Here is a 23,765-nt window from a genome sequence, read left to right on the forward strand (position 1 = left end):
TTTTTTCTTTACAGACTGAAAATACCTGAATTTACAAGTTAAAACGGGTTGAACGGCATTTTGAAGCCGCCTTTTTTCTTGCCTTTTTGCTGCATATTTGTCATTTGCTTCATCATTTTTTTCATATCCTCGAACTGCTTGAGCAGACGGTTGACTTCCTGTATGGATGTACCGCTTCCCTTTGCAATCCGCTTTCGCCTGTTGGCGTTGATGATTTCAGGATGTGTTTTTTCGTTGGCCGTCATCGACTGGATGATTGCCTCGACATGTGAGATTTGCTTCTCATCGATTTGAAGATTGTTCATGCCCTTGATTTTGTTCGCTCCTGGCATCATTTTCAGGATTTCATCCAATGGTCCCATCTTCTTTACCTGGCCAAGCTGATCCAGGAAATCTTCAAGGGTAAATGATGCTGTACGCATTTTTTTCTCGAGCTCTTTCGCTTTTTCTTCATCGACGTTTGCCTGAGCCTTCTCAATTAGCGTGAGGACATCACCCATACCAAGGATCCTAGAAGCCATTCTTTCAGGGTGGAACGCCTCAAGTGCGTCCAGCTTTTCACCGAGACCGACAAATTTTATCGGCGTATTGGTAACAGCGCGAATTGACAGCGCGGCCCCGCCTCGTGTATCACCATCGAGCTTTGTCAGAACGACACCGGTCAAACCAAGCTGTTCATTGAAGCTCTGGGCAACATTGACAGCATCCTGTCCAGTCATCGCATCGACGACTAGGAAAATCTCATCAGGTTTTGAGAGCTCCTTGATCTGCTTAAGCTCATCCATCAAGTTTTCGTCAACATGAAGACGGCCCGCAGTATCAATCAGGACATAGTCATTATGGTCTTCCTTCGCTTTGGCAATTGCCTGCTTTGCGATTTCTACAGGACTGACCTGGTCTCCCAGTGAGAAAACCGGCATGCTCAATTGCTTGCCGAGCGTCTCGAGCTGCTTGATGGCAGCTGGACGATAGATATCGGCAGCTACAAGCAATGGTTTACGGTTGTATTTTTTTTCGCAGGAGATTCGCAAGTTTTCCGGTTGTAGTCGTTTTACCTGCACCTTGAAGACCGACCATCATAATGACTGTCGGCGGACGATTTGAGGCAGCAATCTTGCTTTGCTCTCCGCCCATCAGCTCGGTGAGTTCTTCTTTAACAACCTTGATGACCTGCTGGCCTGGTGTCAGGCTTTTTACAACCTCCTGGCCAACTGCCCTTTCAGTGACTTTCTTAACGAAATCTTTTACAACTTTAAAGTTAACGTCAGCCTCAAGAAGAGCTAGACGGACCTCTCGCATCATTTCTTTTACATCCGCTTCAGATACCTTGCCTTTTCCGCGGATTTTTTGCATCGTATTTTGCAGTCGGTCGGCCAATCCCTCAAATGCCATATCATGTGCCTCCCTAGTCTAATTTCTCAAGCTCGGCTATCATTTCATTTAAATCTTGGTTGTTTTCTCCATTGTCAATAAGTTCTTTCATTTTTGAAATAAGCTTATTTCTTTTTTGGAATTTCTCAAACAACGACAGCTTCTCTTCGTATTCCTCGAGCATCGCTTCCGTCCGTTTGATGTTGTCGTATACAGCCTGCCGGCTAACATCATACTCTTCAGCAATTTCTCCGAGCGAATAGTCATCAAGATAGTAAAGAGCCATATAACTGCTTTGTTTAGGAGTAAGCAATGCTTGATAAAAATCATACAAATAATTCATGCGGTTCGTTTTCTCAAGCATTTCGATTCCCCCATGTTAAGTGAAATACCTTTACATTAAGAGTTTACACACGATCATCTTCCCTGTCAAGAAAAGTTCTTTACAGCGTTTTGCTGGTATATCAAGATTCTTCCGCTGCTCCTTCTTCCTCCACCAGGTCGGCGAACAGTCCATAAACATATCTTTCAGCATCGAATTCCTGTAAATCATCCATTTTTTCGCCTAGTCCTACAAATTTCACAGGAATGTTCAGCTCATTTCGGATTGCCAGAACAATTCCGCCCTTCGCGGTTCCATCAAGTTTAGTCAGTACGATGCCGCTCACATCAGTAGCTTCTTTGAAGGTTTTAGCCTGGATCAGGGCGTTCTGTCCTGTTGTTGCATCAAGCACAAGCAAGACTTCATGTGGTGCTCCCGGAACCTCGCGCTCAATGACACGCTTAACCTTTTCAAGTTCTTTCATGAGATTGACCTTGTTTTGCAGACGTCCGGCAGTATCGCAAATCAGAATATCTGCCTTTCGTGACTTAGCAGATTGTACAGCATCATACATGACGGCAGCGGGGTCAGAACCCTCTGCCTGCTTGATGACGTCGACACCAACGCGATCACCCCATACTTCAAGCTGTTCGATTGCACCAGCCCGGAATGTATCTCCCGCCGCAAGAAGGACCTTTTTCCCTTCACTTTTGAATTTATGGGCTAATTTGCCGATTGTCGTTGTTTTGCCGACACCATTGACACCGACGAATAAAATGACTGTCAACTCATCCTCCTGGATGTTCAACTGGAAAGAGTCGTCTTCAGCACCAGACTCGTAAATTTCGACTAGCTTTTCGGAAATAACAGACTGAACTTCCCTTGTGTCCTGGATGTTACGGCGCTTAACCTCTTTCTTCAGCTCCTCGACAAGCTCCATTACTGTATCAAAGCCAACATCAGCCTGGATTAAGATTTCCTCAAGTTCTTCGAAGAATTCTTCATCCACTTTCCGGTAACGTGATACAAGATCATTCACTTTGCTCGAGAAATTATCCCTGGTTTTCGTCAAGCCATCTCGGAATTTCTCTGTGACACTCTCAGTCTGTGTCGTAAACTTATCTTTTAATTTCTTAAAAAAACTCACAGTCCCATCGCCTTTCTACTTAAATTCAAAAATATCTCATTCCGCTTCGAGAATGGACCAGTTATGACTTCTGATTTCTCGAGACGGAACAAGGGTATTACACGTTTCTTATGCTTTCACAAGTTCATTCGAATCTTCAAGCCGGACGGATACCAGCTTGGATACTCCTGACTCCTGCATGGTTACACCATATAGGACATCCGCTTCCTCCATTGTGCCCTTACGGTGTGTAATGACGATAAATTGAGTTTCATCTCGGTATTTCTTCAGATATTGAGCAAAGCGGTACACATTGGCTTCATCCAATGCTGCTTCAACCTCATCAAGAATGCAGAATGGCACTGGACGAACTTTCAGGATTGAAAACAATAAAGCAATCGCAGTCAACGCCCGTTCGCCACCAGATAATAGCCCTAGGTTTTGCAGTTTCTTTCCGGGAGGCTGGGCGACAATTTCGACCCCTGTGTTCAGCAGGTCTTCAGGCTGTGTCAGCCGCAGGTCCGCTCTTCCACCACCGAACAACGCCTGGAACACAGACTCAAAGTGTGAGCGGATGGCAGTGAATGTATGCTCAAATCGTTTTTTCATCTCGTGGTCCATTTCCTCGATGACAAGGAACAATGTGTCCTTTGCTTCCTGGAGATCATTCCTCTGCTCCAACAAGAATTCATAACGCTCTGAGACACGCTCGTATTCTTCAATTGCACCAAGATTTACCGTACCTAGTTCCTCTATTGCCATTTTGATGAGCTTTACTTTTCTTCTAGCCTCATCAGCAGGAATTGTTAATGGATACTGATCCTTTGCAGCTTCATATGAGAGCAGGTATTCCTCACGAAGATGGGCAAGCTTATTATCCAATTCTACATCAAGCCTGTTCAGCTTCACTTCTTCATCTTTAAGGACTTCATTGATGCCCTTTAGCAATCTCCTAAGCTCCTTGGATTCAAGCTCCTGATCTTCAAGCTTATTCTGAAGCTCAAGCCGTTCATGTCTCCGTGAAGAAATCAACTTAAGCGTTTCATTTTTGTCCTGGAGTTTTCTTTTTGCTGCTTCTTCCAGTTGCGTTTCCCCGGAGGAGCTATCGGTCATTTCAGAGGAAAGAAGGGATAAGTCTTCTTTTAAAATATCGAGTTTCCGGGTGTGATCCTCTGCCTGGATAACTGCAGAATCCAGCTTTTCCTTCACATGGGAAAGCTGAGCTTTCTTGGATGCCAGACTGATTTTCAACTCACTGATTTCTGAAACAAGAGTATCCTTTGAAGTAGAATTCGAGTTCTTCAGCTCTGTTAAACGCTCTATTTCTTTATCAAATTGAACAAGATCCTGCCGATACTGAGCTAATAAACCATCGAGTTCAACCAATCTGGATTCTAGCTTTTCCTTGTCTGAGTCGAGCTGGGTCTTTTCGGAATCGTATACCGATAAGCGTTCATTAATATTCTTCTGTTCCAGCTCCACTTCCCGCAAGTCACCCTTCAAGCTTTGCTGCTTAAAACGAAGCTCTTCTCCTGTTTTTCGCAGCACTTCCAACCTTGTTTCACTGACTTGTGTTTCAGCCTTTAATGATTTCACTTTCGATTCAAGCAAGTTTGTCTTTTCTTCCATATCAGTTAGCTTACTTGTTAGTTCTTCTAATTCACCCTTACGGCTAAGCAATGAACTCGATTTTTGTTTTACCGCCCCTCCAGTCATAGAACCACCGGGGTTGACCACATCTCCATCAAGCGTGACAATTCTGCTGCGATACTGCAGCATTTTGGCAATTTCATTGGCACCCTTTAAATCTCTGGCAATCACAACATTGCCAAGCAAGCTTTTTACGGCTTCAGCGTATTTTTGATCGAATTGTATCAAATCAGCAGCCGTTCCAATATACTCACTATTCCCTGACAGAACCGCGAGCTGTGATGAAGCGAGATACTTGCCTTTTATGATGCTGAGAGGTAAGAAGGTTGCCCTGCCGAAGGATTTTTGCTTCAGAAACTGAATTGCTGCTCTGGCATTCTCTTCGTTTTGAACAACAATATGCTGCATTGCACCGCCAAGAGCTGTTTCAATCGCCGTTTCATATTGTTTTGGAACATGGATTAATTCAGCAATCGCCCCTTCAATTCCCTGCAGACGATTGTCCCTGGCTTTTAGCACTTCTTTAACACCCTGGAAAAATCCAGAATAGTCTTCTTCCATTTCTTCAAGCATTTCCTTCTTTGATTTAGCCTGCTGAAGATACTGATATGCCTGATAGAGGGTTTTCTCTTGCTTATCATAACTATTTCTTAAAGACTCAAGCTTCTTCTGTTCTTCAAAATAGATCTTTGCCTGTTCCTCCAATTCCTGCTGCGAAGAAACGACCTTTTTTTCTATTTCTGCTTTCTTACCATTGATTTCATCGCGAATCGAGACAAAGCGATCATTTTCACTGTCAAGCTTTGACCCTTTTGCTGCTTGCTGCTGCAGTTGCTGTTCAATATAGATTTTTTCATTTTTAGCGCCGGCCTGTTCGTTCAGCACCTCGATGTAGTCGCTCTTGATTGAATCGATTTTCAGTTCGACATCTTCACTGTAAAGCTTTAGTTGCTCCTGTTTTTCCTGAAGTTCTTTTTGAAGTGAAGAAGCTTCAGCCGATAATGCAATGACAGATTCTTCGTATTCGTCCTTCTGTTTTTTCAAAAAGGCCACAGAAGAAGTCAGTTCCTCGATATTCTTTTCGAGTTGTCCCCTATTTTGTGAAGCGTTCTTCTTTCGTTCCTTGAGAACTTCTCTTCGGCCTTCCAGCTTTTCAAGCTCCTCACTGGCATGCAAAAGCACGTTCTGCAAGTCGCTTACCGATTCATCAAGTGCAGCAAGCTGGTCTCTCATTTTTTCGATTTGTGCTTCTTTTTTCTGAAGGACAGCAGACTGCTTTATTTCATCTTCTTTATGCTGTTCAAGCTGGATGGACAACTGTTTCCATCGTCCATGCAGGTCCTCGATTTCATATGCAGTCAGCGCAACTTCAATCTGTTCAAGCTCTTCCTTTTGCTGCATGTAATCCTTTGCAATCGAAGCTTGAATCTTCAGCGGCTCTACCTGGACTTCTAGTTCGTGTATGATGTCAGTTACGCGATTTAAGTTCTCCTGAGTTTCAAAAAGCTTACTTTCTGCCTTTTTCTTGCGGGATTTATATTTTAGGACACCAGCAGCTTCTTCAAATATCGTCCTGCGATCCTCAGGCTTGCTGTTAAGGATTTCCTCCACCCTGCCCTGGCTGATAATGGAGAAGGCTTCACGGCCAAGTCCGGAGTCCATAAATAATTCAATAATATCTTTTAGTCTGCAATTCTGATTATTGATTAAATATTCACTGTCACCAGACCGAAAAACACGCCTTGTTACACTCACTTCATTGTAATCGAGTGGCAATGATTGATCTTCGTTATCGAGGGTCAATGTTACTTCCGCAAAATTCAGCGGTTTCCGCGAATCACTTCCGGCAAAGATGATATCTTCCATTTTTGCACCGCGGAGCGACTTGGCCGATTGTTCTCCCAAAACCCAGCGGATGGAATCAGTGATATTGCTTTTCCCGCTTCCATTAGGACCTACAACAGCGGTCACACCAGGAACGAATTCTACTGAAATCCTCTCAGCAAACGATTTAAAGCCGACCACATCTAATCGTTTTAAAAACAATATGGCTCTCCCCTTTCCAGTTATACTATTTCTCTAAGTTGTCATTCGAAAAGCGCAAGCGCCTTGTCCAGCCCCGACAAGCGCTGGAGGGCCGACCAGTGAAGTCGTTCTTTGACTTCACCTGAGCGGACCGAAATCGAAAAGTATAGCCGACTGCCCAGAAACGCAGAAACTGGAGACTCCGACAAAGAAGCGCTTTTGGCTTCTGCCGGCGGAGTTGAAGTTTCGGAGTTTCTAGGAGGCGAAACTAGACAATTCGAAAAGCGGAGGCGACTGCCCAACTCCGACAAGCGTTGGAGGGCCCTGACAGTGAAGTCGTTCTTTGACTTCATTGGCAGGACCGAAGCGTCTCGAGGAGTTAGGAGCCGCAGCTAGACAAGCGACTCGAGGGGCTAGGCGCTGGAGCTAGACAATTTTGAATTTTAGATGCATCTTCTTTTGTAAAAATCGTTCTATTTATTTATCGTCCGTTTCCATATTTGCTTCCATATGGGACTTCAATTTTTCGAGTGCCATCTGGGCAGCATGCTGTTCTGCTTCCTTTTTCGAACGTCCTGTCCCTGTTCCTAGTTCTTGCCCATTTAGGAAGACACGGGATTCGAATTCACGGCTGTGTGCAGGACCAATTTCCTTCATAATCCTGTATTCTAGCGACCCTGCACCATCTCTTTGAACGAGCTCCTGAAGCTGGCTCTTAAAATCCATCACATGAGAAAAAGCACCAGCATTAATTTTTGGAAACACAATTTCTTCCAGGAAGTTAGTGACTGTTTCAATTCCCTTGTCCAAGTATAAGGCACCGATGAAGGCCTCGAAGACATCAGCCAAGAGAGCTGGCCTGGTTCTGCCGCCTGTCATTTCCTCTCCCTTGCCAAGCAATACGAGTTCACCAAAGGACAGCTCGTTGGCAAACGCCACCAGCGATGGCTCGCAAACTACAGCTGCGCGCAGCTTCGTAAGCTCTCCTTCACTCATCATTGGATACTTTTTATACAAGAATTGGGACACAGTCAATTCCAAAACAGCGTCACCAAGAAACTCCAGCCTCTCATTATCTTCATGAGGCTTCCTGCGATGCTCATTCACATAGGATGAATGGGTAAAAGCCTGCTTTAAAAGCTTATCACTATCAAAATGAATACTAATATGATCCTGGAATTCTTTAAATTTCTGCTCCTTAGCGCGGATATTCTTTTTTTCTCTTTCTCTTCCATTGTTGCGCATGATTTATTCCACCTTGCTCATAATTTAAAGCTGTGATTGCATGAATTGCTGTTTAAAATGACTATGCATTTTACAAAACAATACAGACTAATTACAGTTTACAAAAATTAACGTCTATAAAGCAAAAAAACTTGGCTTAATTCCAGTAGATTACTTAATTATAAGGAAAACATGGGAGCTTTTTATACAGAAGCTATTTTCGCGGGGATGATCGCTTTTCGTATAAAAATAGTAAAAGGACATAAAGTGCCTTCTTCTTTTAACACCTCCATAGCCTTACACACATCCTTATCCAGGCAACTAAGTATGAGAAGACCATTTACAGAAGAAAGCCCCGTTTATAAAAACGGAGCTTCTTTGTAAATCGAACAATTACATTTGGCTATTTATGTAGTTAACAGCGTCACCAACTGTACCGATTTTTTCAGCATCATCATCAGAAATTTCCATGTCGAACTCGTCCTCTAATTCCATAACCAATTCAACGACATCAAGGGAATCAGCACCAAGATCATCTTTAAAAGATGCCTCTAAAGTTACTTGAGATTCTTCTACTCCCAAACGGTCAACAATAATTTTTGTTACGCGTTCTAAAACGTCTGCCATGCTTGTTCACCTCCCCTCAAGCCATTATAGTTGATTTTGTTTAAATAATAAATGGCTGTAATAACTTTTTAATATTAGGGCTCTGTTAAACTGGTCTGTTGATTTTCGTTCCACGCGCTTGGCTTTCCGCGGGCAGTCGGGGAGCTTAACAGAGCCCAATCTAGGATGTAACCCTTGCGATCTTATCGTTTAGCACTTTCGGGAAAGCTTAAATAAATCCTACATCACCATGCCGCCATCTACGTGGAGGGTTTGTCCGGTCATATATGCACTATCTTCGGATGCCAGGAAGATGACGGTTTTTGCAATGTCTTTTGGCTCACCGAGACGGGCTAACGGTATTTGCTTCAGCATTTCTGTTTTTACATCCTCGTTTAACTTATCGGTCATGTCTGTCGTAATAAAGCCCGGAGCTACTGCATTCACGGTGATGCCCCTTGACGAAAGTTCCTTCGCGGTTGTTTTTGTAAGCCCGATTACTCCAGATTTTGCAGCTACATAGTTTGCCTGACCCGGATTTCCACTGACGCCAACAATAGAAGAGATATTGATGATTCTGCCGCTTCTCTGCTTCATCATTTGTCTAGTAACTGCTTTTGTACACAAGAAGACACCTTTTAGATTGATATTGATTACATCATCCCATTCGGATTCTTTCATCCTCATCAATAGATTATCTTTTGTTATACCCGCATTGTTTACAAGTATGTCAATCATGCCAAAACGCTCGATCGTTTCTTTTACCATATCGGTCACTGATTCAGAGTTGGAGACATCTGCCTGGATGGCAAAAGCATCCAGTCCCATTGCCTTTATTTCATCAACCACTTCAAGCGCTTTTGCTTCACTGCCTGCATAATTGACAGCAACAGACGCGCCTTCCCTGGCAAGTTCTAAAGCAATTTCACGCCCAATCCCGCGTGATGCACCTGTTACAAGCGCCACCTTACCTTCTAGTCTCATTCCTTCTCCTCCTTCAGAGCAGTAACTGCCGCTTTACAAGTTTCTGCGTCATATATTGCGTACGTCTTCGCCGATCGATCAACTTTCTTAACCAGTCCTGACAAAACTTTCCCTGGGCCGATTTCGATAAAAGTATCGACGCCGAGTTCCAGCATTTTGGACACTGAATCCTCCCATAATACCGGAGAATAAAGCTGCTCCACTAGTCTTTTTTTGAATTCGGAAGCTTCAGTCATCGGTTCAGCAGTTACATTTCCAATCACCGGGATAGCCGCATCATTTATTGCAATATTATCCAATACAGCTTCAAATCTTTCAGCTGCCGGCTTCATTAGTGATGAATGGAATGGACCGCTGACATCTAGAGGAATAACCCGTTTAGCTCCCGCTTCCTTTGCTTTTGCTGCGGCTTCTTCTACTCCGCTTTTCGACCCAGAAATCACGATTTGTCCTGGGCTGTTCAAGTTAGCCAGCTGAACAGGCTTCCCGCCAGCTGATACTGTTTCGGTTACATCCATTAACTTTTGGCGGTCCATGCCAAGGACAGCAGCCATTGTTCCTTCGCCGTTCGGTACTGCTTCTTCCATGAATTCGCCACGTTTGCGGACTGCATACACTGCGTCTTCAAACGAAATAGCCCCCGAAGCGACCAATGCAGAATATTCACCTAGGCTATGTCCGGCAGTAAAATCCGGCTTGATCCCAAACTGGCTAAAATAATTTAAAATCGCAATACTAGTCGTCAAAAGAGCAGGCTGAGTATTTGTTGTGAGCGTCAGTCTATCTTGAGGTCCCTCAAAAATCAAAGTGCTTAAGCTTTCACCCAGGACCTCGTCGGCTTTTTTAAAAGTTTCTGAGACTGATTGCTCTGAATCTGCAAGAGCCTGTCCCATCCCAACTGTTTGTGATCCTTGTCCTGGAAACAAAAACGCGATTTTCCCCATGAAAGATTCCCCTTTAACTCGTGATTTTATGTTCATCATACATTCAAATACTTTTTGTTTTATCTTTTTTCTACTGCAGTTTTGATTGTTCCGGAAACATCCTTTTCAACCATTTCTCTCGCCTGTCGAATCGAATTAAACACTGCATTTGCGTCAGAAGATCCATGAGCTTTAATAACAGGAGCCTTAAGGCCGAAAAGACCAGCACCCCCATATTCTGTGTAATCCATTTTATTTTTGAGCACTGCCAAGTCCGGTTTTAGAACAGCGGCAGCCATCTTGCTTTTAAAACTGGATGTCAAAGCCGATTTAAGCATCTTAAACACCGACATCGCTGTACCTTCAATCGTCTTCAGGACCATATTTCCGGTAAAGCCATCTGCCACTACAACATCCGCGACTCCATCAAGCAAGTCCCTTGATTCCACATTGCCTATGAAGTTGATGTCTGTATCTTTCAACAATTCATATGTGTTCCTTACAAGCTCGTTGCCCTTCTTCTCTTCTGTGCCAATATTCAACAGGCCAACACGCGGATTTGCGATTCCTCTTGCCTTCTCACTGTAAATGGAGCCCATGATTGCATACTGGACGAGATGTTCCGGCTTAGCATCAGCGTTAGCTCCGACATCAAGCAGCAGGAAGCCTTCTCCTCCAATAGTGGGAAGAGTTGGTGCAAGGGCTGGTCTCTCAATCCCTTCTATTCTTCCGACTACGAACAAACCGGCAGCCATCAATGCTCCTGTATTGCCAGCAGAAATGCATGCGTCTGCTTTTCCGTCTGCAACTAGTTGGGCTGCAAGCACCATTGATGCGGTTTTCTTTCGGCGCACTGCTCTGACAGGTTCATCGGTCCCGAGAATCACTTCTTCTGTATGAAGAATTTCAATCCTCTCTTCATTCGTCAAATGATCTCTAATTTTACTTTCGTCGCCAATAAGCACGATATGTATGTCACTATATTTTTCTATTGCTTTCATTGCTCCGAGGACGATTTCTTTTGGTGCATTGTCTCCGCCCATCGCATCTACTGCTAGCCTCATCGCATTTCATCCCTTACTTTTCATTTTTTGAACGGTACATTTCAAATTCACCTTTAAAAACAAGTTCATTGTTCACAAAACTCTTCACTTCAACATGGGTCCGGCCATTGTCATCATCGATTTTCTCGACTCTCGCTTTGGCTATTACCCGTTCACCTTCTTTTACCGATCTTGTGAATTGTATATTCGCTTTAGCTGTCAATGCCAGTTCATCATTTATAACTGCAACCGCCAACGAATTCGCTTGCGCAAACAAATGGTGTCCCCTGGCAATTTTATTTCGTTTAAATACATGTTCACTTTTTATATCAAGTATTGATATAGCACTTTGGTCAAGTTCAATATCTATGATTTCTCCAATAACTTCTTCAAGGGGTAATGAACGGACTTCATCTTCAAAACGTTTTTCTGCCACGTTCTTTATTCTTTCCCTTAACTCAGGAATAGATAATTCCAGTCTATCCAGCCTTATCGTCTGGATGCTGACAGTAAATTTTTCGGCCAGTTCTTCATCCGTTATAAAAGGATTTTCTTTTATCGTTTCAGTCAACATGGACTGCCGTTCTCTTTTGTTGCGTTTCATATATTTAACACCGCCCGAGCTATTAAGACTAGGTACTAATAGTAGTATATATATTATAAAAAAAGAATGCAAGAAAAAAATAGCATTGCTGAGGTGACACTAGAATTGGTCTCTATCAGTTAGAACCCGCAGCTAAACACTCATCTAAGTGAAAAAATTCAAACTTACTAATTCAGCTAAATGAACGAAAGCAGATTCAAAACTGAATCTGCTTTCGTTCATGCTATGAATCTTGTAATAGTGAATGTAGATTCAGTCAGATCAATCCAGTTTCTCATTGGCAAGAGCACCCGTTTCCGCTAGATACTCCCGCAACATTCTATATTTTTCACCCTGCCAGAAAGCTTCTGACTGGACTAGCAAGGTCGCGTCATTCCTTGCTGTTTCTAGCGCACGGTAATCATGGACCATATCTGCTACCTTGAATTCTGGCAGACCGCTTTGCTTTTTACCAAAGAAGTCTCCTGGACCTCGGAGCTCTAAATCCTTTTCACTAAGAACAAATCCATCATTCGTTTCGGACATTATTTTCATTCGCTCTTTACCGACTTCGCTTTTAGGATCTGCAAGCAATAGACAGTACGATTGGTCACTGCCACGGCCGACCCTTCCTCTTAACTGATGCAGCTGTGCAAGACCGAATCTCTCAGCGTCATAAATGAGCATGACAGTAGCATTCGGGACATTGACTCCTACCTCAACAACTGTAGTCGAAACAAGGACTTGCACTTCATTTTCACTGAAGGCCTTCATTACCTGGTCTTTCTCATCTGAATGAAGACGTCCGTGCATAAGACCTACCTTGAAACGTTCTTTAAAATAAAAACTCAGTGTACTATGAACATCGATTGCATTCTGAACGTCCAGCTTATCAGACTCCTCAATAAGGGGACAAATCACATAGGCCTGTCTTCCTTTTGAGAGTTCTTTTTCCATGAAGGCCAGTACCCGCTCAAGCATCTCATGTTTGGCCCAATATGTTTCAATCGTTTTACGACCTGCAGGCATTTCGTCGATCACAGAGACATCCATTTCACCGAATACGGTAATTGCCAAAGTTCTTGGTATTGGAGTCGCAGTCATGAACAGAACATCAGGGTTTTCCCCTTTTTCCCGAAGAACTCGTCTTTGTTCAACGCCAAAACGGTGTTGTTCGTCCGTGATGACGAGACCGAGGTTTTGAAAATCCACTTCATCCTGAATCAACGCATGTGTTCCAATCAATACGTCTATTTCACCAAGTTTTAGCTGTTCGAGCATCTCTCTTCTTCGCTTACCTTTAACAGAGCTTGTCAGCAAAGCAACTGTTATTCCAAACGGCTCAAGCAGATGTGTTAGTGACTGCGAATGCTGTTCAGCCAAGATTTCGGTCGGGACCATTAATGCACCTTGATAACCAGCGGACTTTGCTGCATAGAGGGCGATCGCAGCAACTACTGTTTTACCTGAGCCCACATCGCCTTGAAGGAGACGATTCATTCGGTAAGGTGACTTCATGTCACCAAGGATTTCATTTACCACTCGTTTTTGTGCCCCTGTTAATGGAAAAGGCAGCCCTGTGATGAACGCCTTCAGGTTGTCTAATTCATATGAAATCGCAATTCCCGGACTCTGTTCACGTTCCAGCTTCCTCAACGACTGCATTTTAAGCTGAAATAAGAGAAACTCCTCGTAAACAAATCTTCTCCTCGCCTGCTTCATTTCATCAGATGTTGATGGGAAATGCATGATCCTTAATGCATCTCTACGATTAATCAACTTATATTTCTGCAATAGCTCGGGTGGAAGGATTTCAGCTATTTCATGGCTGAATTGGGAAAATGCATGCTTAATCAGCCTTCTGACCGTTTTTACGGTCATTTTCCCTTTCACTGCATAAACAGGTTCAAAATCCTGACTTTTCGATTGCTCCCCCACCGTCATTTGAGTAGCGGTAATCGTCTGCCTGTGCTGATCCCATTTACCGGTAACAGTGATGGTTTCTCCAACAGTTATTTTTTGCTTTAAATACGGCTGATTAAAGAAAGTGGCAATAATTAAGTACCGGCCTACAAGCAGCCTGACTGTAAGACGGTTCTTTTTGCGTCCATAATATACAACAGAGGGTTCACTGTGAACTTTCCCCTCCACCGTGACTCGCTCTTCATGCTTGACTTCCGCCAGGTCCTTTAGACGATAATCCTCGTAACGGTACGGAAAGTACTCAAGCAAGTCACCGACAGTCCTGATGTGCATATCTGCCAGAGTATCCGCCATTTCATTGCCAATCCCTTTAACTGCTGTTACTGATTGCTTTAGTTGTTCGTTCACGATTATCAGGCGGTATACCGAATATTCCGACCTCCAGTCCCTGGTCAATCGGTGTTGCCGCTCCCCCTCCTTACGCTGTTTCTGGAGTCCTTTTTTTACCCTATTTGACTGCGCAGCTCCTTATCAGGCAATGCAGCATCACTGCTTTTACCGTTTTCGGCTGTGTGACTTACTTTCGGGAAATACAACTGCTAATAAGTTTTTCTAAGATCATGCATTAATCTATAAAAAGCTCTTTATATACAAAACGAAATAGAAGGGGAGACCCCTTCTATTTCTTAGTACCATATTACAATTTCGCTTGTCCAGCGAGAGAATTTCGTTTGATGAGTTAATTATTCAATCGCAAAGATGAAAGCGTATAATGGCTGTTCTCCATTATGGACTTCAACTTCGACATCGCCGTAATTGCTTTCAACAAACTCGACGATTGAATCAACCTCTTCATCTGAAGCGTCTTCACCTTTGAGGATCGTCAGGATTTCAGAGTCTTCATCAAGCATCTGATCCAATAGATCCTTGGCAGCCTTGACTTTATCCTGATCCTTCAAGATGATCTTCCCATCGGCAAGACCCATGAAATCACCTGTTGAAATTTCAAGACCGTCAATGCTTGTATCACGGACAGCATAGGTTAGCTGGCCCGTTTTCACATGCTGCATGGCATCAGTCATTGATTCTTTGTTGTCACCAGCTTCAGCTGATGGGTTAAAGGATAGTAACGCTGTCATTCCCTGAGGAACAGTCTTAGAAGGAATAACTACCACTTCTTCCTCCGCCACCTCAGCAGCCTGCTCAGCAGCCATGATAATGTTTTTGTTGTTCGGCAGGATGATTACCTTGCGCGCATTAACTTCTTTGATTGCCGAAATGATATCCTCTGTACTTGGATTCATTGTCTGGCCGCCTTCGATCACCGCATTGGCACCAATGCTGCGGAAAAGCTCTGCAATTCCGGACCCCATTGAGACAGCAACGATTCCGTATTCCCGCTTTTCTTTCTTTGGCTCACTTGCCTGTGTTCGAAGAGGGGTAGTAGATTCACCGACAATATCAGTATGTTGCTGGCGCATATTTTCAATTTTCATATTAATGAGGTTTCCGTACCTTTGTCCGTATGTCAAAACCTCTCCAGGCTGTTCTGAGTGGATATGTACCTTTACAACCTCTTCATCTGAAATAACGAGAAGAGAATCCCCATATTTGCTCAAGTCCTGGCGGAAATTTTCCTCAGAAAACGCTTCTTTCCCTTCAAGCCTAACCATGAATTCAGTACAATAGCCGAATTCGATATCCTCAGTATTCATGTGGCTCTGGACGCTCTTATGATGTTCAGCGCTGACAAGCTCATTCATGTTCGGCATGGCCGTTGGAGAATCTGGAAGCTTTTCGCCCTTTAATTCTGCAAGGAAGCCTTCATAAACAAATACAAGACCCTGTCCGCCACTATCGACTACTCCTACTTCCTTCAGGACAGGCAGCAAGTCAGGTGTGCGGTTTAATGACGCCTTCGCTTCTTTCAGCACTTCTTCCATTAAACCAATAAGGCTTTCATGGTTATTGGCAACAGCTACAGCATGCTTGGCAGCATCCTTGGCTACTGTTAAAATCGTGCCTTCCACAGGTTTCATGACAGCCTTATACGCTGTTTCAACACCGGCATTCAACGCAGCGGCAAACTCTACAGAGTTCACAGTTGGCTTATTTTCGATTGCTTTTGCAAAACCGCGGAATAATTGGGAAAGGATAACACCTGAGTTTCCTCTTGCTCCCATAAGCAGGCCCTTAGCAAGCGCGGAACCCACCTTCCCGATATGCTCTTGTACATTGTTCTTTACTTCCTTGGCACCGGAAGTCATGGATAAATTCATATTTGTTCCTGTATCACCATCAGGAACAGGGAAGACGTTCAGCGCGTCGACATATTTGGCATTGGCCGCCAAATGGTTGGCGCCCTGGATGATCATCTCCGCAAAACGTTTTCCGTCTAGAACATTAATAGACACAAATCTTTCCTCCTCTTACGGGTTCGTTACACGAACTCCCCTGAACGTAAATATTGACCGAGTCAACAGCCAGCCCTACAGTTTTATCAAGGGTGTATTTAACCTTTGACTGGACATTGTGGGCAACCTCGGAAATTTTCGTCCCATAGCTCACAATGATATACATATCGATATGTACTTCTTCGTTTTCCTGGCGAACGATAACTCCGCGAGTGAAATTCTCCCTGCGCAAAATATCTGTCAATCCGTCCTTGATCTGATTCTTTGAAGCCATCCCGACAATACCATAACAATCGACTGCTGCGCCGCCCGCAATCGTTGCAATGACGTCATTTGATATATCAATTTGTCCGTACTTCGTTTTTAGCTCGATGGACATGATTCGTTCCCCCTTTGGAAAAATAGCGTAATGCTACAGTTATTTTACTATAAACCAATCAATTTTTAAAGTTATTCTGCCATTCCCTTTATTATTCAGCAAGAATCTCAACTATATGTCAAGGTTTTTTTCTTTATAGCTTTCACCAGAACTATTGCAAATGAGAAATTTCTATGATAAATTATTAAAGTATGTCAGAGAAAAGGTTATCCTGTTAAATCGCAGTTCTGACGATATGCAAATAATTGCAGCAAAAAATAGTTTCAGCTTTTGTCAGTTAGGAGGGAAATCATATGCCACGTAAATGTGTAGTAACTGGTAAATCAACTCGTTCTGGAAACGCACGCTCTCACGCAATGAACGCTAACAAGCGTACATGGGGTGCTAACCTTCAAAAAGTACGTATTCTTGTAGACGGTAAGCCTAAGCGTGTTTGGGTATCTACAAGAGCTCTAAGATCAGGTAAAGTTGAACGCGTATAATTAAAAAAAAGTTGCAGACCTTCTGCCTGGCTCCAGTGGCCGGCAGGAAACTGCACGGCATCCTTGAGGGTGCCTTTTTTATTGTTTAAGAAATTATAAAAATGTAACTACGTGTAGTCTTCCTAATCCAGCTTAGCGCCTAGCCCCTCGAGTCGCTTGTCCTGCTGCGGCTCCTAACTCCTCGAGACGTTTCGGTCCGGCCCAATGAAGTCAGAGAACGACTTCACTGGTCGGCCCTCCAGCGCTTGTCGGGGCTGAACGAGGCGCTTGCGCTTTTTGTTCTTTTCTGCCCTGTTTTATTTCATCCTCATGCTCATTCTCCCCAATTGACTGCAAAATAATAGCACCCCGTTCCCAGGGTGCCAAAGAGTGTTGATATACTTTCCTTCTTTGCTTATTCTTTGTTATCGGTTCTAATCCTTTTTAAATGCACCTAACATTGCCCGTACGAGGCCACCTAAAAACTTAGGCAGTTTGATTGTATAGAATCTCATACCGTCCCTCCTCACCATCTCTCGCAAACCAGTCTTCTTTCTGCATCCGTATAGTATATTCGCGGGTATGCAAAAATTGCTCCTTACAAGTGAATCCGTGAATTCAATTTCATGAGCAGAGCTCTGTAAGAAGACCTTCAATCCTTGCTCCTTACAACTAATAATATGCCTTCAGAAAATGAAAAAGTACCATGACCTCTAATAAGTTCATTACTAATACATAGTGTCGACCCCATCGGAATATGACAGTCATTTAATGGGTATTTAAAATTTTCCAGCGTCATGCCAGAGACTGCTGGTGTTACAGGGAGGAAGGAAACATATTTAAAATCATCCTGCTTGGTGACGGTATAGGTACCTGGATTCTTGACATATAATATGTTTTTTTCATCAATAATCTCTATGTGGATTTCAGAACCCTGCTGGAGTGGCTTGACCAGGAGCTGGATATTAGCCATTAAATGGTCAAGTCTTCCTCCGGTTGCGCCAAAGATCTTTATGGATTCTGGCTTTTGTTCAAGAGCCCAATTTAAAGCTAGTTCCATATCTGTCTCATCTTTTTCAGGCTTGAATTTTTTCAGATCGGTTACGACTGCTTCTATCTCTGCCATCTCAGCTGCTGAAACTGAATCAAAGTCTCCAAAAGCTGCCGTCGGTTTGACGCCTGCTTTCAACAGAAAATATACTCCTCTATCAATTCCAATCCAGATTACATTACTTCCATCATACGAGGTGAAATCGGGTATCAGGTTTGGTGGTCCTCCTGCTACTAAGTTTATTTTCATGAAGACAATCTCCTTTTAAAATCCAATTCAAATGAACAATATGCTAAATAAAGCCAGCCGAAGTTACGGCTGGCTTTATTTTATGGTCTTAAGCTTGCGATTGCAGCTTCTCTGTCTTCCTTATTAAAGACTGCTGAACCAGCTACAAGCACATTTGCTCCTGCTTGAATACATAATTTAGCGGTCTCTTCATTGACGCCGCCATCAATTTCAATTTCGAGTTCAGGGTTTAGTGTATCTGCGAGCTCTTTTACCTGCCTGATTTTTGGAATTACAGAAGAAATGAATTTTTGACCGCCAAAGCCCGGATTGACGGACATAAGAAGGACCATATCCAACTCCTCGATAATATGCTTCAGGCTATCCACTGGAGTTGCCGGATTCAGGACAACCCCTGCCTTTACACCAGTCGATTTAATTAGCTGGATCGTCCTGTGCAGATGCCTGCTAGCTTCTACATGGACTGTAATGTAATCGGCTCCAGCTTTAGCAAATGCTTCGATATATTGGTCTGGATTCTCGATCATCAGGTGGACATCAAGCGGAAGTTTCGTGACTGGCCTGATTGCCTCAACAATCAGCGGGGCCAATCGTAATATTCGGCACGAAATGACCATCCATGACATCCACATGAATATAATCTGCCCCACCACGCTCAACGTCCTTGATTTCATCCCCCAAACGGGCAAAGTCAGCTGATAAAATTGAAGGTGCTATTTTCACCATGTTTCAGTACCTCGGCTTTCTATCTTTGATTTCTAACAAAAAGTCCTTATAATGCGAATACCTGTATTCAGGAAGATTTTCAGAATCGACTGCTTCCTTAACTGCACACTTAGGTTCAGCCATATGGAGGCATCCCCGGAATTTGCAATCCTCACTAATTTCGGCAATCTCAGGGAAGCATGAATTCAACTCTTCAGCCCCAATGTCGGTAAATTCGAGAGAACTGAAACCAGGTGTGTCTGCAACTAGTCCATTATTGATTGTGATCAACTCGACATGCCTTGTTGTATGCTTGCCTCTGCCAAGATGTGAAGAAATATCATCGGTTTTCAATTCCAGATCTGGCTGAATCGCATTGAGAAGCGATGACTTGCCAACTCCTGACTGACCGGCAAATACAGAAATCTTCCCCTCAATATGCGGTTTTAATTTTTCCAAGCCCTCTGAAGTTTCTGAGGATGTAAAAATAACCTCATAGCCTGCTTTCCGATAATCTTCAGCATATTCCAGAAGTCGGGACTTTTGCTCTTCACTGGTCAAATCCATTTTCGTAATGCAGATGAGTGGCTCGATTTGATTATATTCAACAAGTACCAAAAACCGGTCGAGCAGGGGCCGTACTGAAATCGGGTTCTACTGCTGAAAAAACTAGGATTGCCTGGTCTACATTCGCGATTGGCGGCCGTACTAACTCATTCTTCCGGGGTTTAACCTCCATGATGTAGCCTTCCGTGTCATTTTCAGCCTGGAAAACAACCTCGTCTCCTACAAGAGGTGTTATCTTGTTTTTGCGGAACACCCCGCGGCCGCGGCATTGGACAACGCCATCAATATTCGCAACATAATAAAAACCGCTCAGCGCCTTGATAATTTTGCCCTCAGGCATAGCAACACTCCCTGTCTGTTAGTCTTCTGGATAATCAACGCTGCCACTATCAAAAATTTCTCCATCTCGCATGATTCTATATTCAGCCTTTTTATCAGGAGCGATTAAAAATTCAAGGCTTACAGTAGTGTCATCTGTAATTTCAATAGTGTCTATAGGAGTTTCTCCATTATGGTTTAAGTCGGTCATGTAAATCTTGATTTCCTGTGGAACTCCTTCTTCTGTAGGCTGATATGGTACGAGAATTTCTAGTGTTTTTTCTTTAGGAACTCGTTCCTTTCCTTTCGAAATAACAACACTTACCTTACTCCCTGGAGGCAGTTGAGTACCTGCTTCAGGTTTTTGGGAAATGACCGACCCGGCTTGCACCGTATCATGAAAAGCCTCAGTTCTCTCAATGATCAGGCCAGTGGTTTCTTCATATACATCGAGGTTACCTTGGTTGTATCCTTTTAGATCACGCAACGTCACCAATTCAGGTCCCTTGCTAACCGTAAACTCCAAAGTTGTCTCCTCAGGAATGACGGATTCACCATCAGATGGATTTTGCTCAAGGATGGTACCCGCTTCACTATCGTCATGCTCTTCGTTTTTTACGATATCCTTGAAACCTTTTCCTTCCAGGAGTGCGTATACATCATCGTAATTCCTGCCGGTATAATCAGCTAATTCCATAGCTTCTTTACCTGTACTGATGTATAAGTCGATTTCATTGCCTTCTTTGATCATCTTTCCTGCTTTAGGATTAGTGCGGATAACATTACCCTCTTCGACTTCATCATCACTGATTTCTTTCTTATCTCCAATGATAAACCCAACAGACTTAAGCTCAGCGACTGCTTCTTCTACTTCCATGCCACTAACATCAGGCACTTCCTTTTCCTTCGGCCCGAATATGTCAGGACCCATTGTCACCATTACTATTCCCGCAGTCAGGATCAGCAAAAACAAAACCGTCATGATAATTGGCCATTTCTTTTTCTTCTTTTTTTCAGGCTTTCCATTTGGTTCCTGTGCGGCAGGAGCATCTTTCCGTACGATTGTTTCATCAAGATTATGATAAGGTCGGTCATTCGTTATGATTGGTATCGCTTTTGTTGCATCATGGTCTTCCGGTATGACGAACTTTCCTTCATTCAAGCGTTTAGAGTCAAGAGCTGTCCGCAAATCATCTTCCATTTCATCGACATTATCATAGCGATGGAATGGATCCTTCGCAGTTGCCTTGAGGACAATATTCTCAACGCTTTGAGGAATTTGCGGATTCCACCTTTTTAATGAAGGAGTTTCAGACTGCAAATGTTTCAGAGCAATGGATACAGCGGATTCACCTGAAAATGGCAGCCTGCCGGTGAGCAACTCGAACATGACTATCCCAATCGAATAAATATCCGATTTCTTATTTGCCATGCCGCCTCTTGCTTGTTCAGGTGAAAGGTAATGAACAGATCCCAGCACTGAATTCGTTTGAGTAATACTGGTTGCACTCAAAGCCATCGCAATCCCGAAATCGGTAATTTTCACTGTACCGCTGCTATCGATCAAGATATTGTGGGGCTTGATATCCCGGTGGACTATATGGTTATGGTGGGCATTTGAAATGGCTGAAGTAAGCTGTTTCATGATGTCCAAGGCCTCTTCAACAGGAACAGGTGCATGTTGCTGTATGTACTGCTTCAACGTCTGTCCACCGACATATTCCATCACAATATAGTATAGCCCGTCTTCTTCACCGACATCATAGATGCTGACGATATTCGGATGGGCAAGGCTCGTTGCAGATTGAGCTTCTCTGTGGAACCTGCGAATGAATTCATCATCATTGGCAAAATCGAGACGAAGCATCTTGACTGCTACATCCCTGTCGAGAATCATATCATGGGCAAGGTAGACATTCGCCATGCCTCCGCCGCCAATCATATCCTTGATCTTATAACGCCCGCTGATTCTTTTTCCGATAATCATATTCTTCACCTGCCCTCGTTGAATTCCTGGTATTCGACGATTGCAAGAGTAATATTATCTTCGCCGCCATTTTGGTTCGCCCTTTTGATAAATTCTGCTGCCTTATCTTCAAGGGACATTTCTTTATTAGTTATGACACTTTCCATTTCTTCCTGGCTTACTTTATTGGAAAGACCATCTGAACAAAGCAGCAATGCATCTTCCTCTTCAAAGATGATTGTTTTCACGTCCATTTCAACCGACTCTTCAGTTCCGAGCGCTCTTAGAAGGACATTTTTCCGCGGGTGATGCTCTGCATCTTCTCTGGAAATTTGACCAGAACGAACGAGTTCGTTAACAAGAGAGTGATCCTCAGTCAGCTGTTTGAATCCCGATTCGTTTAATAAATAACAACGACTGTCCCCTATATTTACGATGGTTGCGAACAGATTCGTACAAATGGCTGCGACGATCGTCGTGCCCATGCCTTCACATTCGGTGTTTTTCATAGAGTGCTCGAATATTTCCTTGTTAACTTGCAAAACCGCTTCATTCATCCATTTTTCTGCTTCTTCTGCTGTATGTATCTGTGATGAACTTTCCCATAGATTTTTTAAATGATTGGTTGTCATTTCACTGGCAACATCCCCTGCACGGTGGCCGCCCATGCCATCTGCTACGATGGCAAGGCGCTGACCGTGAGGATTAACAAAGATGCCTCCATTGTCTTCATTATGCAGGCGGACTTTTCCCCTGTCTGTCATGAAAACAGCTTTCATCTTGTCACCTCGTCTCTTCTTTTCTTTCTTTCGCCCGAAGTTGTCCGCAAGCTGCTTCAATATCATGCCCTTGTTCTCTTCTTATTGTCACATTCACTCCACGGTCGCGAAGTGTACGCTCAAACTTGAAGATCTGGCTCTTTGGTGTCCTTACGTAATCACGTTCAGGTACATAGTTGACCGGGATAAGGTTAATATGGCACTTAATGCCCTTAACCAGATCCGCCAGCTCCTCCGCATGCTCAACCTGGTCATTCACTCCGCCAAAAAGACCATATTCAAAGCTGATTCGCCGTCCTGTCTTGTTCACATAATAGCGGACTGAATCCATCAGGTCTGGAAGCTTATATGCTCGGTTGATCGGCATCAGCCTGCTGCGCAGTTCGCTATTCGGAGCGTGCAGCGAAATTGCAAAGTTGATTTGCATATTCTCATCAGCAAACTGATAAATTTTCGGGATGATTCCGCTTGTTGATACCGTAATATGACGCGCGCCGATATTCAAGCCTTTTTCATGGTTGACGATCTTCAGGAAAGAAAGCATATTGTCATAGTTATCAAATGGTTCACCGATTCCCATGATGACAATGGAACTGACTCTTTCATCTGTTTCATCAAGTGCCTGTTGTACTTTTACGACCTGGGCAACGATTTCTCCTGCTTCCAGGTTCCTTTTTAAACCGCCAAGTGTTGAAGCACAAAAAGTGCAGCCAATCCTGCAGCCAACCTGTGTGGTTACACAAACAGAGTTTCCATACTCATGCCTCATAAGTACGGTTTCAATGGACTTGCCATCATGCATTTCGAATAGGAACTTGATCGTTCCATCTGATGATGTCTGCTGAATAATTGTATCGAGTGTAGTCAATACGAAATGCTCTTCAAGCTTGTCCCTTAAAGTCTTTGAGAGGTTGGACATATCCTCAAAAGAAACTGCTCTTTTTTTATAAAGCCAGTCAAATACTTGTTCTGCCCTGAATGGTTTTTCTCCTTGATCCTTCAGCCAGTCCTTCAGTTCATCAAGCTGAAGGGAATAAATGGACTTTTTAGCTGTCTCTTCTGCTGCTGCATTTCTTGTTGTTTTTTCTTGTTCCAT

At 43.5% G+C, this 23,765-nt stretch carries 18 protein-coding genes and 5 pseudogenes; 2 read left to right on the plus strand and 21 right to left on the minus strand.

The window, feature by feature from the left end; genetic code table 11:
* Nucleotides 1-38: 38 nt before the first annotated feature.
* The 4 genes and pseudogenes from ffh to smc form a co-directional block, all read right to left on the minus strand.
* Nucleotides 39-1,392, minus strand: a pseudogene (gene ffh, locus LC048_RS13040) (signal recognition particle protein).
* Between the two features lie 13 nt (nucleotides 1,393-1,405).
* A complete protein-coding gene (locus LC048_RS13045) occupies nucleotides 1,406-1,735 on the minus strand; it encodes a putative DNA-binding protein (protein ID WP_226600584.1) in 330 nt (109 codons plus the stop codon).
* A gap of 100 nt (nucleotides 1,736-1,835) precedes the next feature.
* A complete protein-coding gene (gene ftsY / locus LC048_RS13050; RefSeq protein ID WP_226600583.1) occupies nucleotides 1,836-2,840 on the minus strand; it encodes a signal recognition particle-docking protein FtsY in 1,005 nt (334 codons plus the stop codon).
* Between the two features lie 108 nt (nucleotides 2,841-2,948).
* Nucleotides 2,949-6,515 (minus strand): chromosome segregation protein SMC, encoded by a 3,567-nt coding sequence (gene smc / locus LC048_RS13055; RefSeq protein WP_306047927.1) that lies wholly within the window; start codon nucleotides 6,513-6,515, stop codon nucleotides 2,949-2,951.
* Between the two features lie 111 nt (nucleotides 6,516-6,626).
* Here smc and LC048_RS13060 point away from each other — a divergent pair, with 111 nt between their 5' ends.
* Nucleotides 6,627-6,890 (plus strand): hypothetical protein, encoded by a 264-nt coding sequence (locus LC048_RS13060; RefSeq protein WP_306047928.1) that lies wholly within the window; start codon nucleotides 6,627-6,629, stop codon nucleotides 6,888-6,890.
* 81 nt (nucleotides 6,891-6,971) lie between these two features.
* Here the strand turns inward: LC048_RS13060 and rnc are convergent, their stop codons facing one another.
* The 9 genes and pseudogenes from rnc to LC048_RS13105 form a co-directional block, all read right to left on the minus strand.
* Nucleotides 6,972-7,739: a ribonuclease III gene (rnc, locus tag LC048_RS13065; RefSeq protein ID WP_226600580.1), complete on the minus strand. Its 768-nt coding sequence runs from the start codon at nucleotides 7,737-7,739 to the stop codon at nucleotides 6,972-6,974.
* A 372-nt stretch (nucleotides 7,740-8,111) separates the two neighbouring features.
* Nucleotides 8,112-8,345, minus strand: a complete 234-nt coding sequence (locus LC048_RS13070; protein WP_102262165.1) for an acyl carrier protein — start codon at nucleotides 8,343-8,345, stop codon at nucleotides 8,112-8,114.
* Nucleotides 8,346-8,564: 219 nt separating this feature from the next.
* Entirely contained in the window at nucleotides 8,565-9,308 is a 744-nt protein-coding gene (fabG, locus tag LC048_RS13075; protein ID WP_226600579.1) for a 3-oxoacyl-[acyl-carrier-protein] reductase, read from the minus strand.
* Complete coding sequence (gene fabD, locus LC048_RS13080; protein WP_226600578.1) at nucleotides 9,305-10,252, minus strand: ACP S-malonyltransferase; 948 nt, start codon at nucleotides 10,250-10,252, stop codon at nucleotides 9,305-9,307. The genes fabG and fabD overlap by 4 nt, the downstream gene beginning before the upstream one ends.
* Nucleotides 10,253-10,311: 59 nt before the next feature.
* Nucleotides 10,312-11,295 carry a phosphate acyltransferase PlsX gene (gene plsX / locus LC048_RS13085; RefSeq protein ID WP_226600577.1) on the minus strand — a complete coding sequence of 328 codons (984 nt, stop codon included), beginning with the start codon at nucleotides 11,293-11,295 and terminating at the stop codon, nucleotides 10,312-10,314.
* A 13-nt stretch (nucleotides 11,296-11,308) separates the two neighbouring features.
* Nucleotides 11,309-11,878 carry a transcription factor FapR gene (gene fapR, locus LC048_RS13090; RefSeq protein WP_226600576.1) on the minus strand — a complete coding sequence of 190 codons (570 nt, stop codon included), beginning with the start codon at nucleotides 11,876-11,878 and terminating at the stop codon, nucleotides 11,309-11,311.
* Between the two features lie 261 nt (nucleotides 11,879-12,139).
* Nucleotides 12,140-14,263, minus strand: a pseudogene (gene recG, locus LC048_RS13095) (ATP-dependent DNA helicase RecG); the annotation flags it as partial.
* Between the two features lie 260 nt (nucleotides 14,264-14,523).
* Entirely contained in the window at nucleotides 14,524-16,194 is a 1,671-nt protein-coding gene (locus LC048_RS13100; protein ID WP_226600574.1) for a DAK2 domain-containing protein, read from the minus strand.
* Nucleotides 16,195-16,209: 15 nt separating this feature from the next.
* Nucleotides 16,210-16,573: pseudogene (locus LC048_RS13105) on the minus strand (Asp23/Gls24 family envelope stress response protein).
* Nucleotides 16,574-16,866: 293 nt separating this feature from the next.
* Here LC048_RS13105 and rpmB point away from each other — a divergent pair.
* Nucleotides 16,867-17,055, plus strand: a complete 189-nt coding sequence (gene rpmB / locus LC048_RS13110; RefSeq protein ID WP_213366849.1) for a 50S ribosomal protein L28 — start codon at nucleotides 16,867-16,869, stop codon at nucleotides 17,053-17,055.
* Between the two features lie 210 nt (nucleotides 17,056-17,265).
* Here the strand turns inward: rpmB and LC048_RS13115 are convergent, their stop codons facing one another.
* The 8 genes and pseudogenes from LC048_RS13115 to rlmN all read right to left on the minus strand — a co-directional run bounded on the left by LC048_RS13115 (nucleotide 17,266) and on the right by rlmN (nucleotide 23,765).
* Nucleotides 17,266-17,391 carry a hypothetical protein gene (locus LC048_RS13115; RefSeq protein ID WP_264188162.1) on the minus strand — a complete coding sequence of 42 codons (126 nt, stop codon included), beginning with the start codon at nucleotides 17,389-17,391 and terminating at the stop codon, nucleotides 17,266-17,268.
* A gap of 77 nt (nucleotides 17,392-17,468) precedes the next feature.
* On the minus strand, nucleotides 17,469-17,549 hold the full coding sequence (gene spoVM, locus LC048_RS13120) for a stage V sporulation protein SpoVM (RefSeq protein WP_023614935.1): 81 nt from the start codon (nucleotides 17,547-17,549) through the stop codon (nucleotides 17,469-17,471).
* Between the two features lie 137 nt (nucleotides 17,550-17,686).
* On the minus strand, nucleotides 17,687-18,334 hold the full coding sequence (locus tag LC048_RS13125) for a thiamine diphosphokinase (RefSeq protein WP_226600573.1): 648 nt from the start codon (nucleotides 18,332-18,334) through the stop codon (nucleotides 17,687-17,689).
* 80 nt (nucleotides 18,335-18,414) lie between these two features.
* Nucleotides 18,415-19,060, minus strand: a pseudogene (rpe, locus tag LC048_RS13130) (ribulose-phosphate 3-epimerase).
* A gap of 3 nt (nucleotides 19,061-19,063) precedes the next feature.
* Nucleotides 19,064-19,946 (minus strand): annotated as a pseudogene (gene rsgA, locus LC048_RS13135) (ribosome small subunit-dependent GTPase A).
* Nucleotides 19,947-19,964: 18 nt separating this feature from the next.
* Nucleotides 19,965-21,911 carry a Stk1 family PASTA domain-containing Ser/Thr kinase gene (pknB, locus tag LC048_RS13140; protein ID WP_226600570.1) on the minus strand — a complete coding sequence of 649 codons (1,947 nt, stop codon included), beginning with the start codon at nucleotides 21,909-21,911 and terminating at the stop codon, nucleotides 19,965-19,967.
* 5 nt (nucleotides 21,912-21,916) lie between these two features.
* Nucleotides 21,917-22,669 (minus strand): Stp1/IreP family PP2C-type Ser/Thr phosphatase, encoded by a 753-nt coding sequence (locus tag LC048_RS13145; protein ID WP_226600569.1) that lies wholly within the window; start codon nucleotides 22,667-22,669, stop codon nucleotides 21,917-21,919.
* A 4-nt stretch (nucleotides 22,670-22,673) separates the two neighbouring features.
* Complete coding sequence (gene rlmN, locus LC048_RS13150; protein ID WP_226600568.1) at nucleotides 22,674-23,765, minus strand: dual-specificity RNA methyltransferase RlmN; 1,092 nt, start codon at nucleotides 23,763-23,765, stop codon at nucleotides 22,674-22,676.

It is taken from the genome of Mesobacillus subterraneus, from assembly GCF_020524355.2.
GTDB classification, from domain to species: Bacteria; Bacillota; Bacilli; order Bacillales; family Cytobacillaceae; genus Mesobacillus; species Mesobacillus subterraneus_C.